Genomic DNA, 17,489 nt, shown 5'->3' with positions numbered 1-17,489 from the left:
CTCTGCCCAAAAGGCCTCGCATCGTCACGGCCGGAGGCCCCTGCCATGACCCTCCAGAGCCTGCCGACAGAGGCAAAAGCCATTGACGCGCTGACGCTGGCGGTGATCCAGGCCGGCCTGCAGCAGGTCTGCAACGAGATGGACATCGCCTTCTCGCGCTCCGCCTTCTCGCCGGTCATCGCCGAGGCCGACGACCGCGCCGACGGCATCTATGACCGCGACACCGGCGCCCTGATCAGTCAGGGCGAATTCGGCCTGCCGGTATTCGTCGGCACGATGCAATATTCGACCGGGGAGATCATCCGGCTGATCCGCGAGGGCAAGGCCGGCAAGCCGGAACCGGGCGATATCTATATCGTCAACGACCCCTATCTCGGCGGCACCCATCTGATGGACGTGCGCTTCGCCAAGCCGGTTTTCGTCGATGGCGCCCTGTTCTGCTGGCTGCAGAATACCGGCCATTGGCCCGATATCGGCGGCATGGTGCCGGGCGGCTTTTCGGCCAAGGCCACCGAGGTCGAGCAGGAGGGCCTGCGCCTGCCGCCGGTCAAGCTGTTCAAGAAAGGTGAGATGGACCAGGAGATCTTCGCGATCATCTCGTCCAACATCCGCATCGCCGAGCAGCGCATCGGCGACATCAAGGCCCAGGCCGCCGCCCTGCTGGTTGGCGAAACCCGGCTGATGGACCTGGTGACCAAATATGGCGCGGCAACGCTCGACGTCGCGATCAAGGCGATCCGGGCGCGTTCGGCCGAACGCATGTGCGCCGAAATCCGCCAGATCCCCGACGGCGTCTATCGTTCCGAGGCCTTCGTCGATTCCGACGGAGTGGTGAACGAGCCGCTGAAGATCGCGCTCACCGTGACCAAGCAGGGCGAGAGCCTGGATTTCGATTTCACCGGCTCGTCACCGCCCTGCAAGGGGCCAATGAACTCGGTGGTGGCGACCACCTATTCGGCGGTCTATCTCGGCGTGAAACACATCTTCCCCGACGTACCGATCAATGCCGGCGCGTTCGAACCGCTGACCATCAAGCGCCCCGTCGGCACCTTCCTCGATGCGCTCTATCCGCGCCCGGTCTCGGGCTGCGCCGCGGAAGTGTCGCAACGGATCGCGGAAGCGGTGTTCCTGGCCCTGGTCCAGGCCATCCCCGACAAGGTGACCGCGGCGCCGGCCGGCACCTCCGGCAATTTCGCGCTCGGCGGCTTCGATCCCGTCAAGCAGGCGAGCTACGTCATGTACAAGATCACCGGCGGTGGCTATGGCGGCAACGCGACGCAAGACGGCCTGACCAATGGCTGCTCGACCATCGGCATTTCCAAGACCGCGCCGATCGAGGTGATGGAGCAATATTACCCGGTGCTGTTCCGCCGTTTCGCCCTGCGCGAAGGGTCGGGCGGCGCCGGCGAGAAACGCGGCGGTTTCGGCGTGCACTATGAGATGGAATTGCTGCGCGGCGAGGCGCGCGCCTCCTTCGTCATGGATCACGGCCGCTTCGGCCCGCCAGGCGTGCTGGGTGGCGGCGACGGCGCGCCCAATGTCGTCAGGATCCACCGTGACGGCACGACCACGATCCCCGAGCACCTGTCCAAGGACCAGGATATCGCGATCCGCGCCGGCGACCGCGTCGAGGTGATGACGCCAGGCGGCGGCGGTTATGGCGATCCGGCGAAACGCGACCCGGCGCTCGTCGCCCGCGACGTGGGGCGCGGCTATTACACCGCAGACCAGGCCGCCAAACTCTGGGGATGGAGGGCCTGATGGTCTGCTATCACCGCCCCCCGACACTGGCCGAGGCGCTCAATATCCGCGCCGCCCACGACGTCGTCGTCCTGGCCGGCGGCACCGACATCTACCCGGTGCGCACCGCAAGGCGCGCCTGGGGCGACCCGACCCACAAGGACGTGCTCGACCTCACCGCCATTCCCGGCCTGCGCGGCATCACCGATGAGGGCAGCCACTGGCGGTTCGGCTGCCTGACCACCTGGACCGATCTCATCCGCGCCGATCTGCCGTCATTGTTCGATGCCTATCGGCAGGCCGCGCGCGAGGTCGGCGGCGTGCAGGTGCAGAATCTGGGCACGCTCACCGGCAATATCGTCACGGCTTCGCCGGCCGGCGACGGCATCCCGAACCTGTTGGCGCTCGATGCGCAGGTCGAGCTGTCGAGCGTCGCGGGCAGCCGCAGCCTGGCGCTCGGCCAGTTCATCGACGGCTATCGGCACACTGCGATGCGGGCCGACGAGATCGTCACCGCGCTGACCATCCCGAAGCTCGCCAATGCGCGCTCCTGTTTCAAGAAGCTCGGCGCGCGCAAATACCTGGTCATTTCGATCGCCATGGTCTCCGGCGTCGTCGCGGTCGACATGGCCGGCGGGATCAGTGAGGCGCGGATCGCGGTCGGCGCCTGCTCGGCGGTGGCGGCGCGGCTGACGGCCCTCGAAGCCACGCTTGCGGGTGTGCCGCTCGCGGCGGCGGCATCGCTGGTCACGCCCCACCATCTCGATGGGCTGACCCCGATCGACGATGTCCGCGCCACCGGCGCGTATCGCCGCGCGGCCGCGCTCGCCCTGGTGCGCGACTGCCTGTCCGACCTTGCCGCAGACAGCCTTCGGAGGGCCGCCTGATGCTCGACAAGCCGAGCGAGATCGCTCTGACCTTGCATGTGAATGGGGCGGTCCATCAGGTGGCGGCGGCGCCGTTCGCCTCGCTTGCCGACACGCTGCGCGAGCGCATGGGCCTGACCGGCACCAAGATCGGTTGCGACGCCGGCGATTGTGGCGCCTGCACCGTGCTGATGGAGGGTGAGCAGGTCTGCTCCTGCCTCATCTCGACCGCCCAGGCCGAGGGCAAGGCAATCACCACCATCGAGGCGCAGCATCCGGTTGTCGACCGGCTGCGTGCAGCCTTTCTCGCCCATGGCGCGGCCCAATGCGGCATCTGCACCCCGGGCATGATCATGGCCGCCGCCGACCTGCTCGGCCGCAACCAGAACCCCAGCCGTCGCGACATCGAGGACGGCATCGGTGGCGTGCTCTGCCGCTGCACCGGCTATGTCAAGATCATCGAAGCGATCGCCGACGTGGCGCGCGGTACCAACAGTCTCGCGCCACTGGCCGAAGCCGGCGCGGCGGTCGGCGCGCGCATCGCCCGCGCCGACGGCGTCGCCAAGGTTGCCGGCACCGACAAGTTCGGCGCCGACAGCGCGCCGGCCGATGCCCTGTGGCTGCGCGCGGTGCGCTCGCCCCATGCCCATGCCCGCTTCACGTTCGGCGATCTCGAGGCGGTGAAATCGGCCCATCCCGGCCTTGCCGCCATCCTGACCGCGGCCGACATTCCCGGTGCCAACTCCTTCGGCATCTTCCCGACCATCAAGGACCAGCCGGTGCTGGCGCCAGGCTTCGTGCGCTATCGCGGCGAGGCCGTGCTGGCCCTGGTCGGCACGCGCGAGGCGGTGGAAGGCCTTGCCGATGCCGCCCTGCCGATCGCCTGGACCGTCGATGCCGCGCTGATCGGCGTCGAGGCCGGACTGACCGAAGGCGCGCCGGCCCTGCACGCCAATATTCCCGACAATGTGCTGACCCGCGGCTATCTCGAAACCGGCGATGTCGAAGCAGGCCATCGGCTGGGTGCCGCAACGGCTGAAGGCCACTTCCGCACCGGCTTCGTCGAACATGCCTATATCGAGCCGGAAGCCGGTTACGCCCTGCGTGTCGGCGACCGGATCGAGGTGACCGCCTGCACCCAGGCCGCGGTCATGGACCAGGAAGAGGTCGCCCGCGTCATCGGCGTGCCGATGGCCAGCGTCCGGATCGTGCCGACCGCCTGCGGTGGCGGCTTCGGCGGCAAGCTCGACGTATCGATCCAGCCGCTGATCGCCGTCGCGGCCTGGCTTACCGGCAAGCCGGTGCGCGTGATCTATTCGCGCACCGAGAGCATGGCGTCGACCACCAAGCGCCACCCATCGAAAATCTGGGCCAAGGCCTCGGCCGACACGCAAGGCCGCTTCACCGCCTATGAGATGACCGGGGACTTCAACACCGGTGCCTATGCCTCCTGGGGACCGACAGTGGCGAACCGCGTGCCGGTCCATGCCACCGGCCCCTACAAGGTGCCGCATGTGAAGAATGCCACGCGCGCCGTGCACACCCACGAGGTGCCGGCCGGCGCCTTCCGCGGCTTCGGCGTGCCCCAGGCGGCGATCGCCGGCGAAACATTGATCGACGATCTCGCCGAGCAGCTCGGGCTCGACCGCTGGGCGATCCGCCGCATCAACGCCATCGACCATGGCGACCGGACACCGACCGGCCAGGTGCTGCATGCCTCCGCCGGCCTGCCGCAATGCCTCGACGCGGTCAAAGCCGATTATGACGCCATGGTCGCGGCGGCTGAAGCCGAGAACGCCAAGGGCGGCCGCATCGCCAGGGGTATCGGCGTCGCCTGCATGTGGTACGGCTGCGGCAATACCTCGATGTCGAACCCGTCGCGCATGCGCATCACGCTGACCGCCGGGGGCAAGCTGACCTTCCTCAACGGTGCCGTCGACATTGGCCAGGGCTCGACCACGGTGCTCTTGCAGATCGCCGCCGACGCGCTGGGTTTGCCGACCACCGATTTCGACTTCGTCATCGGCGACACCGACCGGACCTATGATGCCGGCAAGACCTCGGCCTCGCGCCAGACCTTCGTGTCGGGCAATGCCTCCAAGCTCGCCGGCCTCGACCTGCGCGCCAAGATCCTGGCGCTCGCCAATGCCGGGCCGCAGGCGAAACTGAAGCTCGACGGCACCAGGCTGACCGTCGCCGACGGCGAGGCTGGCCGGGTGATCGACCTCGCCACCCTCGAGGCCGACGAGACCGGCATTGTGCTGGCGGGCGAAGGCCAGTACGACCCGCCGACCACCGTGCTCGACGCCAAGGGCCAGGGCATTCCCTATGCAACTTACGGCTTCGCCGCCCAGGTCGCCGAAGTCGTGGTCGACCGGGTGCTCGGCACCGTCAAGGTGACCCGCATCGTCGCCGCCCATGATGTCGGCCGGGCCATCAATCCGACGCTGACCGAAGGCCAGGTCCATGGCGGCATCGCCCAGGGTCTCGGCCTGGCACTGATGGAAGAATATCTGCCCGGCCGCACCGAGAACCTGCACGACTACCTGATCCCGACCGCCGGCGACATGCCCGACATCGTGGTCAAGCTGATCGAGGACCCCGAGCCGGAAGGTCCGTTCGGCGCCAAGGGCGTCGGCGAGCCGGCGCTGGTCGCCACCGCCCCGGCCATCCTCTCGGCGATCCGTCACGCCACCGGCGTGCGCATGCGCGAGGTGCCGGTGCTGCCGCACAAGCTCTGGGAAGCCCTGCAGGTGCGGGAGGCCGCGGAATGATGAGTTCGACGGTGACCCATGTTGAGAACAACCCGTCCTTGGACGTTGGCGCTCGGCCGCAGCGCAGTGCTCCTCCAACAGGGGGCGAGCGAAGGGCGCTAACGAACCGACCCTCTCCCATAGGGAGAGGGTGGCGCCGGCAGGCGCCGGGTGAGGGGCGTAAGCCCGTAGAACAGGCACGGCGCCTCTCACTTCAGGCGCGTCGAGTGCGGCCAGGGCCAGATTTATCCGGATATGGACGTCCCCTCACCCGCGCGCTGACGCGGGCACCCTCTCCCTATGGGAGAGGGTTGATTTCGCACTCATCTCGGCCGCGCAACCCGATATTGAGAGTTGTCGCCCAACCCATCGGGAGGTCCTGATGACCGCCACCGACCAGCTCTCGCGGGAAGCCCGTTCGAAAAAATTCGGTGCCGCCGAAGGCGACGGCATCCTGCGCTGCGATGCCTGCCCGGTGCTCTGCCGGATCCGTCCGGGCCGCGCCGGCGCCTGCTCGCGCTACGCCAACGAGAACGGCCAGCTCGTCCGCACCGATCCGGTCGTGCTGCTCGCCAAGACGATCGAGGACGGCGGCAAGCTGGTCGAGTTCGGCCGCAACGACTGGGACGGCCAGGCGCTCGACCCGAACCGAACCTTCGTCACCGGCATCGGCTCCGGCACCACCTATCCCGACTACAAGCCGGCGCCGTTCATCGTCTCGGCCGAGCACGCGGGCGTCGACACGGTCACCGTCGTGACCGAAGGCATTTTCAGCTATTGCGGCGTCAAGGTGAAGATCGACACCGACCGGCACCTCGGCCCGGAGGCGGCGCCGATACGGGTCAATGGCGAGCAGGTCGGCCATGTCTCGACCGCCGAATATGGCTCGCAGATGCTCTCCATCGGCGGCGTCCGGCACTTGACCGGCGGCTCCAAGAAAGAGGGCAATGTCACCTGCGACACCATGCTCAAGCTTTGCGCCGGCGAACCGGTGACCATGGTGATCGACGGCGGCCATGAGGTGGTGGTGGAAGCCAATGCCGCGCCGATCGTCGACGGCAAGCCGGAACAGCGCATGCGGGTCGGCTGCGGGTCGGCGACCGTCGGCATCTTCGCCAAGCAATGGCTCGGCCATGTCGACGAGGTGATCGTGGTCGACGACCACATCACCGGCGTGCTGACCGAACACCAGGCCGGCCGCGTGCTCGACATGAGACAGGCCGGCATCCGCGTTCGCGGGCGAAAATCGACGCCCGGCCGCTATTTCCAGGTGGCCAATCCGGGCATCGGCTGGGGCGGCACGGATATCGAGGATCCCCTGTCGATCATCCAGAAGATCGATCCGGAAACCGCCTGGCCCGGGCTTCGCCTGTTGATGACCTCGACCACCGGCGAGCATTTCCTCTATTGCGTGCTGGACGACAATCTGGTGCCGGTGCCGGCTGCCATCCCGGAGCCGGTGATGAGGGTGGTCGACCGCATCGGCGAGAATTGCGAGCCGTCGCTCTGCACCGTGCTGTTCATGGCCGGCGCCGGCGGTTCGCTGCGCGCCGGCGTCACCGAAAACCCGGTTCTGCTGACCCGCTCGGTCGCCAAGGGCGAAACCCGCGTCACCATGGGCGGCGCACCGGTCTATCTCTGGCCGGGCGGCGGCATCACCGTCATGGCCGATGTCACCAAGCTGCCGAAGAACGCCTTCGGTTACGTGCCGACGCCGGCCATCGTCGCACCGATCGAATTCACCTTGCCGCGCGCGCTCTACGAGAAGCTCGGCGGCCATATGGAGGATGTCGTGTCGATCGGCGACATCCTGCGCGATGTGGCGCCGCAGGCCCGCATCGACGGCTGGGACACCGACAATCCCTGGCCTTTCCCGGGAGCCCGTGCATGACCGCAAACAGGCAGGCCGCAACTTCGCCCGGCACCGATCCGGCCTCGGTGAAGGGTTATGTGCTGGAAGACCAGATCGGCTTCCTGATCCGGCGCTCGCATCAGCGCGCCACCGCGATCTTCGATCAGGTCATGTCGGGTTTCGAGGTGACGCCGGTCCAATATGCGGCGCTCGCCAAACTGCATGATCTCGGCGCCACCTCGCAGAACGCGCTCGGGCGGCTCGTCGGCATCGATCCGGCGACCATGTTCGGGGTTGCCGGGCGGCTCGCCAAGCGTGGCCTGGTGACACCCTCGGTCGACCCCAACGACGCCCGCCTGGTGCTGCTCGAGCTGACCGATGTCGGCCGCGAGACAGTCGAGGCCATGAAGGCACGGGGCATCGAGGTCACCGACAAGACATTGGCGCCGCTCACCCCCGACGAGGCCGAGACCCTGGTCCGGCTCTTGACCAAGCTCGGCTGAGACGATGTGGGACAGCCCTTCCGTGCAATGGCTCACCGGCGACCGGCTGCATCTGCAGCACGGGCCGATCGATGTCGTGACCCGGGCCTGGGGCGCATCGAGCGCGGTGAAGGACGCCTATGAGGCGGCGATCGCGCGGTTCCAGACCATCCTGCCGGAGCTTGCCGGCGAATTGACCGAATTGCGCAAGGCGATGAGCGACCGGCCGCAGGTCGAGACCGCGGTGGCCAAACGCATGCTGGCGGCCTGCCGGCCCCATGCCGGAACCTTCGTCACGCCGATGGCGGCAGTGGCCGGCGCGGTCGCCGACGAGCTCCTGGATATCATGACCGAGGCCGCGCCGCTCGACCGCGCTTTCGTCAATGACGGCGGCGACATCGCGATCTTTCTGACCGAGAGCGAGACCATGGAGGTGGCGCTCGCCGCCGATTTCTCGCGTGGCGCGATTCCCACGCTGAACGGCAGCATCACGCTCAAGCACGGCGACGGCATTGGCGGCATCGCGACGTCGGGCGCGCAAGGGCGTTCGTTCTCGCTCGGCATCGCCGATTCCGTGACGGTGCTCGCCCGCGACGCGGCGTCCGCCGATGCCGCAGCCACACTGATCGCCAATGCCGTCGACCTCGATCACCCGGCGATCCAGCGCCGGCCGGCACGCGATCTCGACCCCGACAGCGATCTCGGCGACAGGCTGGTGACCGTCGGCGTCGGCGACCTCAGCCTGCAAGAGATCGGGCTGGCGCTCGAAGCCGGCCGTGTCCGCGCCGACCAGTTCCGCAAGCGAGGGCTCATTCGTGATGCCGCCCTCAGCCTGAAGGGTGAGACCATCACCCTCGGGCCGTTCACACGCCTCAGGGAGTTGAGACCATGACCGTCAATGTCCGGAAGATAGTCGTCGGGGTCGAGGAAGTGCGCCATGACGGCGGGCCGAAGCTCGACAGGCCGATCCTGAAAGGCTTCGTCGCCTGCGTGCTGAAGAACCCCTTTGCCGGCCGCTACGAGGCCGATGTCACCGGCATGATGGAGGCGTTGAAGCCGCTCGGGCTCGAATGCTCGACCAAGCTGCTGGCGGCGCTCGGCGGCGATCCCAAGGCGATCGAGGCCTATGGCAAGGGCTCGCTGGTCGGTGCCGGCGGCGAACTGGAGCACGGTGCGCTCTGGCACGTGCCCGGCGGCTATGCCATGCGCGAACTGCTCGGCCAGGCGCTCTCCATCGTGCCATCCATGACCAAGATGGGGGCCATGGGCGCAATTCTCGACGTGCCGATCCACCACAAGGACGCGGCCTATGTGCGCAGCCATTTCGACGGCATCACCATTTCGGTGGCCGATGCGCCGCGCGCCGACGAGATCCTGTTCGCGCTGGCCATGACCACCGGCGGGCGTCCGCATGCGCGCATGGGCGGCTTGACCCAGGATGCGATCGCCAAATGGGACGGGTTGCGGTGACGTCGGCTTCGGTCGCTCCGACACGGGCTCATTGCAGCAAGTACGGAACTTCCGTATAATCGGTCATGCGATCAGTTCGTCAGTTCGACTGGCATGATGCCAAGGCTGCGTCGAACCTGACGAAGCATAAGTTGAGCTTTGAAAACGCGCGGGGCGTCTTTCTGGACCTCGAGCGGATCGATATCGACGCCTCGCGAGAGCAGGACGGAGAGGTGCGCCGGAAGACGATCGGCATGCTGGACGGCAAGCTCATTGCGGTCGTCTACACGGTGCGCGACGACGTGCACTGGCTATATCGGCGCGCCGAGCCAACAGGGCAGAGGAGAGCAGCTATGGCGAAAGGTAGGTTCCCCCTGGACGCCGTTCATCCGCCCAAGCTCACGCCTGACGAACGGTCGGTCCTGGATGCCCTGACGCCCGACGAAATCGAGCAAAACGCCCTCGATGACCCGGACAATCCGCCTTCGAGCGACGAAGAACTCGCCCGCGGAGTCGTTGGCCGACGCATCCGTCTGCTACGGCAATCGCTTGGCCTCAGTCAGTCGGCCTTCGCCGAGCGATACCGCATCAATATCGGGCGACTTCGAGACATCGAGCAAGGCCGGACGATGCCGGACAGCGCGTTCCTGGCCTATATCACGGTGATCAGCCTGGAGAGAGACGCAGTCGACCGCGCCTTGGCTTCGTGACGGCAAGCATCGCACGCGAATCGCCGCTGGAGCCCGATGCCCTGGCCCTGATCGAGGCGTCCGACGCCTTCTCCGCCGCGCTCTATGCGGCCGAACACCGCCACGGCGTCAACGTCGAGCGACTGACCGCCGATGACGCCCGTTTCCTGGTGGCCCGCCACGACGGCCACGCGCTCGGCTGTGTCGGTCTCGTGCTGGCCGGCGCGCAAGCCGAGATCAAGCGGATGTTCGTCCATGACGATGCGCGTGGGCTCGGCATCGGCCGCCTGCTGCTGACCGCGATCGAAGACCTGGCCCGGCTCGAAGGCGTGACGACGCTTCGGCTCGAGACCGGGCCACGCAACGACGCGGCCCTGAAGCTCTATGCGAAACAAGGGTACAGGCCATGCGGACCGTTCGGCAGCTATGGACCAAGCCCCGAAAGCGTCTTTATGGAGAAGACCCTGCCGCCGGAGTGACTGCTTATGCCCACCGCCTCGCAAACCGATCTCTCCGGTCTGCTCGTCATCTCCGTCGAACAGGCAGTCGCTGCCCCCTATGCCGCGAGCCGGCTTGCCGATGCCGGCGCGCGGGTCATCAAGATCGAGCGCGAAGAGGGCGATTTCGCGCGCCGTTACGACCGGGCGGTCGATGGTGAGAGCGCCTATTTCGTCTGGCTCAACCGGGGCAAGCAATCGGTGGTGATGGACCTGAAGGACGCCGCCGATCAGGCCGTCCTCGCCCGGATGATCGCCAAGGCCGACGTGTTCATCCAGAACCTGGCGCCCGGCGCACTGACCCGGCTGGGCTTCGATCCAGAAACCCTGCGCAGGCGCTATCCGCGACTGATCACCTGCTCGATATCGGGTTATGGCGAAGAGGGTCCGTGGAAGGACCTGAAGGCCTATGACCTTTTGGTCCAGGCCGAAGCCGGGCTCGCCGAAGTCACCGGCGATGGCGAATCACGTGCCCGCGTCGGCGTCTCGGTCTGCGATATCGCCGCCGGCATGACCGCCTTCCAGGCCATCCTGCAGGCGCTGATCGGTCGTTCGATCACCGGCGAGGGCCGGCATATCGCGGTATCGCTGTTCCACGCGCTCGCCGACTGGATGAATGTGCCCTATCTGCAATATGCCTATGGCGGCATTTATCCGTCGCGTTCGGGCCTCAACCATCCAACCATCGCGCCCTATGGCGCCTATCCCTGCAGCGACGGCAAGCCGATCCTGTTCTCGATCCAGAACGAGCGCGAATGGGTCTCGCTTTGCGCCGAGGTGCTGGGCGATGCGTCGATCGCGAGCGACAGCCGCTTCATCGACAATGTCGCGCGGGTGAAGCACCGGGCGGAGCTCGACCGGATCATCGGCAAGGCTTTCGCCGGCGCGCCACGCGAAACGATCGCCGCAAGGCTGGAGGCCGCCAAGGTCGCTTATGGCCGCGTTTCCTCGCTGGACGACCTCAGGAACCACCCGCAGAACCGCTATATCGAGGTCGACACGCCCGCCGGCCGCAAACGCATGCTGGCGCCCGGCGCGCTGCATGACGGCGAAGTGCCGCAATTCGGACCCGTGCCGGCGCTCGGCGCCCAGACCGATCAGGTGAAGAAGGAATTCGGCTGATCGGTTTTTCGGCCTTCAACTGACCGCGACGGCCTCCCAGCCGGCGGTCGAACGGGTGAACAGGATCGGCGTGGCGTTGCGGCGCAGCTCGACATTCAGGTCGACGCCGGTGAGCGCCGCCAGCACCAGCAACTGGCCGCCATGGGCGACCAGCATCAGGTCGCCGTCCGGGTTGTCGTCCTGGGACAGCCAGCGCGACAGGCAATTGCCGGCCCGGTGCACGAAGGCGCCGAGCGTCTCGCAGGCCGGCGGATCGTCGCGCCAGTCCATCCGGCCGACCGTGGTGCCAACCAGTCCGATGAAATAGCGCTCGGCGAGCCCGCCATCCGGCTCGGGCGTCAGGCCCCGGCCGTCGGTGACGATGGCGGCGGTGCGCCAGGCCCGCATCATCGGGCTTGCCGCCACATGGGCGATGGAGGCCAGCGCCAACCGGTCGGCGGCTTCCGCCGCCTGGGCTTCGCCGGCGGCATTCAACGGCACATCGGCGGCCTGATAGATGCCCTTGCGATTGCCCTCGGTCTCGCCGTGACGCAGGAAGATGAAGCGGGTCAGCCGCGGCCGAAACGGGATGGTCCGCGTCAGATCCTGGATCGCTTCGTAACCGAGCGTCGGGGCGACTTGGGTCGGGGTGCCTGCGGCCAAGGCTGTGCTCCAGGTTTCGGGTGGTGCTGCCAATTTTGCGCTGCAATGACCGAGTGTGGCGGAAGAGTCAAAGGGCCGGCCATTCAATCAGCCCGGCGAAGCTGCCTCTCGCCATCATCGTCCGCATCGGTTAGCAAGACGCCATGAGCACTGCCCCTGCCCGCCCCTCGGTTCGTGAGCGCGTCCGGCCCATCGAGGCCGGAGAACCGGTCCTTGCCGCGCACTTCCTTGGCGATACCGCCGTTCTGGCGCTGGTTTCCGGCGAGATCGTGCTGGCCGGCGAGACCGACCGGCGCGTGACGCTGCATGACGGCGGCATCCTGGACAGCGCCGCCGACGGCACGACGCTGATATCGGGCGGCGATGACGGCAAGGTGGTCCGCTTCGCGCTGAAGACGGGTGCCGCGACGGTTCACGACAGCGGCGGCACCTGGATCGACCGGGTGGCGCTCGGTCCCAATGGCGGCATGGCCTGGAGCGCCGGGCGCAAGGCCTATGCGAGCCAGGGCAAGGGCGAACCGAAGGTGTTGAGCCTGGTCTCGGCAGCCGGCGGCCTCACCTTCTTCCCCAAGGGGTTCCGGCTCGCCGTCGCCCATTACGGCGGGGTCAGCTTCTGGTATCCGAACAGCGAGGCCAAACCCGTCTCGCTCGACTGGAAGGGCTCGCATCTCGGCATCACCATCAGCCCGGATCAACGCTTCGTCGTCACCACCATGCAGGAACCGCAGTTGCATGGCTGGCGGATCGAGGATGGCCAGCACATGCGCATGTCGGGTTATCCCGGCAAGGTGAAGTCGTTCTCCTGGACGAGCGGCGCCAAATTCCTGGCAACCGCCGGCGCCACCGAAGCCATTCTCTGGCCGTTCAGCGGCAAGAACGGCCCGATGGGCGTCAATCCGACCATGATCGCCCCCTCGGCCAAGGCCGGCGTGCGGGTGACGACCGTCGCCGGCCATCCCTCCGCGGCGGTGGTGGCGGTCGGTTTCGCCGACGGGCTGATCCTGCTCGCCCGCATCGATGACGGCGCCGAGATCCTGATGCGCGAGCCGGACGGCGATGCCGTCACGGCGATTGCCTGGCGCGCCGACGGCCAGGCCGTCGCGTTCGGCACCGAAGCCGGCAAAGCCGGCCTCGCCAGGCTCTGACGCTCAGTCGCCGCGCGGGCGACCAGCTCCGATTGTCACGCCCCGCGCGGGCTCTGGTCTTCGGCCGGCGGCAACGGCGCCGCCGGCGGCGCCGGCATTTGCGGTCGTGCCTGGGTGATGCCGAGCACGCGCTGGTAGATGCGCCCGACGAGCAGCAGCACCAGGCCGAGACCAATGAAGGACAAGGCGCGCCACAGCCCGGTCAAACCCGCCATGTCGAACAGGAAGACCTTCAGGACGGTGAGCCCGACCAGGGCCGCGGACGCAAGCCTCAGCATGCGGCTGCCGAAGGCGGCACCGGCGCCGAGCAGCGCAATGCCGAGCACGAGCCAGGCCGCCGAATAGGCATAGAGTTCGCCGTTCGAGAATTCGCCCTCGGTCAGGATGGTGCCGCGGAACAGCGCGCCGATCGTGGTGTTGAGCCAGATGAAGATCAGCCCGAGCGCCATCAGCGCCATGACCCGGGCCTCGGTGTCTCGGCCGGCGCGGCGTTCGAACAGGGCGGCCAGGATCGCCAGGACCGAACCGCCGCCATAACCGAGCAGCGCCCAGTTGAACACCGGATGGCTGCCGATCGGATCGCCGGTCAGCCACGGGTTCATCAGAACGCCCATGGTGACCACGATCCAGGCCCAGGAGCCGTAGCGCGCGATCAGCAGGGCGTTCTGCCAGAGCGCGCCCTGACGCACCCCGGCCAGACGCGACAGGCCAAGCCCGAAGGCCAGGATGGTGACGGTGTGGGTGCAGGCTTCGGCAAACCCCATGCCCCGGCTGAACAGCCGCGAGCCATAGGCGCCGAAGGCGTGGCGGACCTCGACAATGACCAGAAGCGCCGAAAACACCATGGCGAGCGCCTCGAGGATCTGCACCGGGGTGTCCTCACCGCGACGATGGCGAAGCAGCAGCGAGGCCAGGGCTGCGCTCAGGGCCGGCACGCCGTAGCCGGGCAGCAGCCAGTTCAGGATGACGGCCTGGCCGACATCGCTGCTGTTGATGGCCGGATCCCAGAGGAGGCGCGCCAGCACGCCGAACGCGGTCAGTGCCGCGACCCAGCGCAAGGCCGGCAGCGGGCGCAGCGTATAGACCCAGGCAATGCCGGCGATCAGCGCGCCGAGCGCGAGCGTCAGCCAGGCTTTTTCCAGAAGCAGGGTCAATGCGAAGGCGAGAGCCGCCAGCGCGCCAATGGCGTAGATCGCCGAGGCGCTGGCAAGGCCCGGCCGATGGCCCGAGCGCAGCCGGTGGGCCGCCTCGGTCGCCGCGCCGAAGCTTGCCGCCAGCACCATGGCGAGCGCGGCAAAACGCGGCGAGATGATGAAACCTTCGACCTTGCCATAAACGATGGCGAGCAGGGCCAGCGGCATGGCCACCGAGGTGGTGGCCACGATCAGCACGGTGCGTGCTTCGGCCTGGCGGCGATAGACCGCCAGGATCGCCGGCCCGACGCCATAGAGCAGCGCGAAACCGAGCCCGGCCCAGACGATGCGCGACAGCACCGCCGGCAAGGGGTCGGGGATGGCCAGGACATCCAGATTGAGCGAAGGCCTCAGGCCCGCGACCCAGGCGAGCATGACCAGAAGCGTGAACAGGCCAGCCCCCGGAAGGGCCAGCGCCACGGACGGCGCCCGCCAGACCAGCGCCATGATCGCGACGACGAGGGCCGCGAAGACCACCAGCGCAAAAGTCTCCTGGCGGGCGTCGAGCACAGCCACGGCCCCCAGGAAGATGAAGGCGACGAGGACGGCGCTGGCGAGCGGATCGAGACCGCGCTCGCGCGGCGCGGCAAAACGGATGCCCGGCACCAGGAACAGCGCGGCGGCAAGAAGGCCGGCCGCCGCCTGGACCAGGGTCGCGGTCGAGCCGCCGCTGCCGCCGATCACGATGAGTGCGCCGAGCCCGACGGAAGCGGCGGTCGCCGCGATGGTCAGCCAGGCCCAGCCGCGGATCCAGGCGAGCGTGAAACAGGCGGCCGTAATGACAGCGGCATAGAGCGGGAAGACATGGGGGCTCGGATTGTCGGTCGCGACCAGGAAGGGCGCGGCGAAGGCCGCGACCAGGCCAATGCCGCCAAGCAGCGGGCCATGCAGGCCGGCCAGCACCAGCGTGCCGACGCCGACCGCGCCGAGCATGAAAAAGGCGGTCGCCGGCCCGATGAAATCGTAGAGCGCGTGAGCGGCATAGATGGTGCCGAAAGCCGCGACCGCACCGGCTCCGGTGATGGCCGAGGGGATGTCGGCGACGGGCAAGGTCGGCAAGCCCCTGTCGCTGCGGCGCAGCCATTCGCCGCCGGCGAGCAGCGCCGCCGAGAACAGCGCACCGAGGGTGATGCGCATGCCGGGGCCAACCAGCCCCTGTTCGATCGAATAGCGCACCAGGAAAATGCCGCCGAGACCGAGCGCCAGCGCGCCGACCCAGACCGCCCAGCGCGATCCGATGCTTTCTTCGAAATTGCCCAGATTGCCGGGCGGGGACGGTGGTGCCGGCGGCGCCGGCGGAGCGGTGACCGGGTCGATCGCTTCGAGCGGCTCGGCACTGGTGAGCACCGGCACGGTGCCGCGCGCGGCGCGCGCCGGGCCGGCAGGCTCGGCAGCGGCGACCGGCTCGGGCGCCGGTTCGGCCGCAGCCGCATCGACCTCCGCCACGTCGACAGCCGGCCGGATCGGAGCCGGCGACATCGCGGTTTTCTCCGGCAGCACGATCGGCGCAGCCATGGCCTGACGGATCAGGCGCAACTCGGTTTCAGCCTGGGCCAGCCGCGTCTCGGCATTCTGGAAACGCCGCTGCAGGTCGCCCGAACGGACGAACCCGATGATCGCCAGGATCGGAATGACCAGGACGAGGCCAAGGCCCGCCAGCACAGCAAAGACGATTTCCATCGCGACAGGGTCTCCGGCAGCCGATTCGCAATCCTAGCACCGCCCGATGCGGCAGGTTCGGCCCGGTAGAAGCGCCGCCAAGGTTTCAGCCCGATGGCGCGCGGCAATCGGATGTTTCGGAGCGACCTGGAGTTAGCGGCCGAGTGGCAGCCAGAACGGCTCGCCCTCGAAGGCGTCGCGGCCGCGGCCAATGCGCGCGATGGCGTCGATCATCCGGCCGTCGCGCCGCAGCAGGCCGTCGGCAATGGCCACCAGCCGGGCGTTGGGGGTCGCACTCGGGCTTTTCAGGCGCAGGTCGGCGGCGATCTCGACCTCGTCCCGGTCAGGATTGATAGCGCAGCTGGTGATGAAGGCGGCGGCCGTCGACCGGCTGATGCCGGCCCAGCAATGGATGACCAGCGGGCTCGCCGCGCCGGTCTTGCCCCACCAGTTGTCGACAAAGCCCAGCAGGCGGACCACATGCGCTTCGCCGGGCACGACATAACCGTCCATTGGCGAAACGATGTCGTTCATGCCGAGGAACAGGTGATCTTCCGGCCGGATCGTCACGGGCCGGGCGACCGCCGTGCCCTCGTTGATCAGGGTGATCAGATGCCGCGCACCGGTGGCGGCGACCGTGTCGGCGATGCGCGCAAGCGAACAGACATGAACGTTCACGGGATCCGGCCCTCGGCAATGACTGCCTTAGATCACGCATTCGCAGCGATTCTGCGACAGCGCGGATAAGGTTTTCCCGCAAGCAGGTTTCAGCTTCGTGCCTCCAGCATGGCGAAACGCGCAAGAAAAGCTTCCTTGGCCTTGTCGGCATCCTCGGGCACCAGCACCGGCGGGATGCCGCGCTCGCCACCGAAGACACCCACCGGCGCGCCGAAGATCGCCGACGCCTCTTCCAGCCCGAAGCCGGCCAGCTGGGTCGCCTCCAGAAAGGCCGACACCTTGTCGGCCCGCTTGGTCAAGGCGACAATCTCCGCCGGTGCTTCGGGCGGCAGCCCGAAACGAATATGGATCGCCGCCATCAGCCGCGCCTCGACGGCCTTGTAATCACCGCCGATGACGCCCTTGAACGGCGAGATCATGTCGCCGATGACATATTCCGGGGCATCGTGCAGCAGCACCGCCAGATGCCAGCGTGGCGCGAGATCGGGCTCGAGGCGGCCGGCAATATCGGCCACCAGCACGGAATGTTGCGCCACCGAGAAGATGTGGTGACCGGTGGTCTGGCCGTTCCAGCGGGCGATGCGCGCCAGGCCATGGGCGATGTCCTCGATCTCGACATCGAAAGGCGAGGGATCGAGCAGATCGAGCCGGCGGCCGGACAGCATGCGCTGCCAGGCACGAGGCTTTGCGGGTTTCGGAGCGACTGAGCGGGGCGCCATGAC

Annotated in this window: 15 protein-coding genes; 11 read left to right on the top strand and 4 right to left on the bottom strand. The window is 67.8% G+C overall.

Going from position 1 to position 17,489, the window contains the following annotated elements:
- Positions 1-45 precede the first annotated feature (45 nt).
- From E8M01_RS20815 to E8M01_RS20770, 10 genes are all read left to right on the top strand, one after another.
- Positions 46-1,761 carry a hydantoinase B/oxoprolinase family protein gene (locus E8M01_RS20815; RefSeq protein ID WP_136961897.1) on the top strand — a complete coding sequence of 572 codons (1,716 nt, stop codon included), beginning with the start codon at positions 46-48 and terminating at the stop codon, positions 1,759-1,761.
- Entirely contained in the window at positions 1,761-2,627 is an 867-nt protein-coding gene (locus E8M01_RS20810; RefSeq protein WP_136961896.1) for an FAD binding domain-containing protein, read from the top strand. Before E8M01_RS20815 ends, E8M01_RS20810 begins: the two co-directional genes overlap by 1 nt.
- Positions 2,627-5,380 carry a molybdopterin-dependent oxidoreductase gene (locus E8M01_RS20805; RefSeq protein ID WP_211596661.1) on the top strand — a complete coding sequence of 918 codons (2,754 nt, stop codon included), beginning with the start codon at positions 2,627-2,629 and terminating at the stop codon, positions 5,378-5,380. The genes E8M01_RS20810 and E8M01_RS20805 overlap by 1 nt, the downstream gene beginning before the upstream one ends.
- A gap of 361 nt (positions 5,381-5,741) precedes the next feature.
- A complete protein-coding gene (locus tag E8M01_RS20800) occupies positions 5,742-7,250 on the top strand; it encodes a 6-hydroxynicotinate reductase (RefSeq protein ID WP_136961895.1) in 1,509 nt (502 codons plus the stop codon).
- Entirely contained in the window at positions 7,247-7,714 is a 468-nt protein-coding gene (locus E8M01_RS20795; RefSeq protein WP_136961894.1) for a MarR family winged helix-turn-helix transcriptional regulator, read from the top strand. The genes E8M01_RS20800 and E8M01_RS20795 overlap by 4 nt, the downstream gene beginning before the upstream one ends.
- 22 nt (positions 7,715-7,736) lie before the next feature.
- Complete coding sequence (locus E8M01_RS20790; protein ID WP_246088371.1) at positions 7,737-8,585, top strand: UPF0280 family protein; 849 nt, start codon at positions 7,737-7,739, stop codon at positions 8,583-8,585.
- Positions 8,582-9,163 carry an amino acid synthesis family protein gene (locus E8M01_RS20785; RefSeq protein ID WP_136961892.1) on the top strand — a complete coding sequence of 194 codons (582 nt, stop codon included), beginning with the start codon at positions 8,582-8,584 and terminating at the stop codon, positions 9,161-9,163. Before E8M01_RS20790 ends, E8M01_RS20785 begins: the two co-directional genes overlap by 4 nt.
- A 65-nt stretch (positions 9,164-9,228) precedes the next feature.
- Positions 9,229-9,852, top strand: coding sequence for a BrnT family toxin (locus tag E8M01_RS20780; protein WP_136961891.1), 624 nt, complete (start codon positions 9,229-9,231; stop codon positions 9,850-9,852).
- Positions 9,849-10,310 (top strand): GNAT family N-acetyltransferase, encoded by a 462-nt coding sequence (locus E8M01_RS20775; RefSeq protein ID WP_136961890.1) that lies wholly within the window; start codon positions 9,849-9,851, stop codon positions 10,308-10,310. Before E8M01_RS20780 ends, E8M01_RS20775 begins: the two co-directional genes overlap by 4 nt.
- Before the next feature lie 6 nt (positions 10,311-10,316).
- Positions 10,317-11,450, top strand: coding sequence for a CaiB/BaiF CoA transferase family protein (locus E8M01_RS20770; protein ID WP_136961889.1), 1,134 nt, complete (start codon positions 10,317-10,319; stop codon positions 11,448-11,450).
- 15 nt (positions 11,451-11,465) lie between these two features.
- On the opposite strand, the gene E8M01_RS20765 is transcribed toward E8M01_RS20770, so the two are convergent.
- Complete coding sequence (locus tag E8M01_RS20765; RefSeq protein ID WP_170181998.1) at positions 11,466-12,092, bottom strand: histidine phosphatase family protein; 627 nt, start codon at positions 12,090-12,092, stop codon at positions 11,466-11,468.
- A 143-nt stretch (positions 12,093-12,235) separates the two neighbouring features.
- On the opposite strand from E8M01_RS20765, the gene E8M01_RS20760 reads away from it, so the two are divergent.
- Entirely contained in the window at positions 12,236-13,237 is a 1,002-nt protein-coding gene (locus tag E8M01_RS20760; protein ID WP_136961887.1) for a WD40 repeat domain-containing protein, read from the top strand.
- Positions 13,238-13,272: 35 nt separating this feature from the next.
- Here the strand turns inward: E8M01_RS20760 and E8M01_RS20755 are convergent, their stop codons facing one another.
- The 3 genes from E8M01_RS20755 to E8M01_RS20745 form a co-directional block, all read right to left on the bottom strand.
- The gene (locus tag E8M01_RS20755) at positions 13,273-16,110 is read right to left on the bottom strand and encodes a DUF2339 domain-containing protein (protein ID WP_136961886.1); all 2,838 of its coding nucleotides are present in this window, start codon (positions 16,108-16,110) and stop codon (positions 13,273-13,275) included.
- Between the two features lie 132 nt (positions 16,111-16,242).
- A complete protein-coding gene (locus E8M01_RS20750; protein WP_136961885.1) occupies positions 16,243-16,767 on the bottom strand; it encodes a tyrosine phosphatase family protein in 525 nt (174 codons plus the stop codon).
- An 89-nt stretch (positions 16,768-16,856) separates the two neighbouring features.
- Positions 16,857-17,486, bottom strand: a complete 630-nt coding sequence (locus tag E8M01_RS20745) for an HD domain-containing protein (protein WP_136961884.1) — start codon at positions 17,484-17,486, stop codon at positions 16,857-16,859.
- Positions 17,487-17,489: the final 3 nt, after the last annotated feature.

Source organism: Phreatobacter stygius, assembly GCF_005144885.1.
Lineage (GTDB): Bacteria > Pseudomonadota > Alphaproteobacteria > Rhizobiales > Phreatobacteraceae > Phreatobacter > Phreatobacter stygius.
The sequence above is the reverse complement of the archived record's forward strand: the minus strand, read 5'-3'. Positions and strand labels throughout refer to the sequence as shown.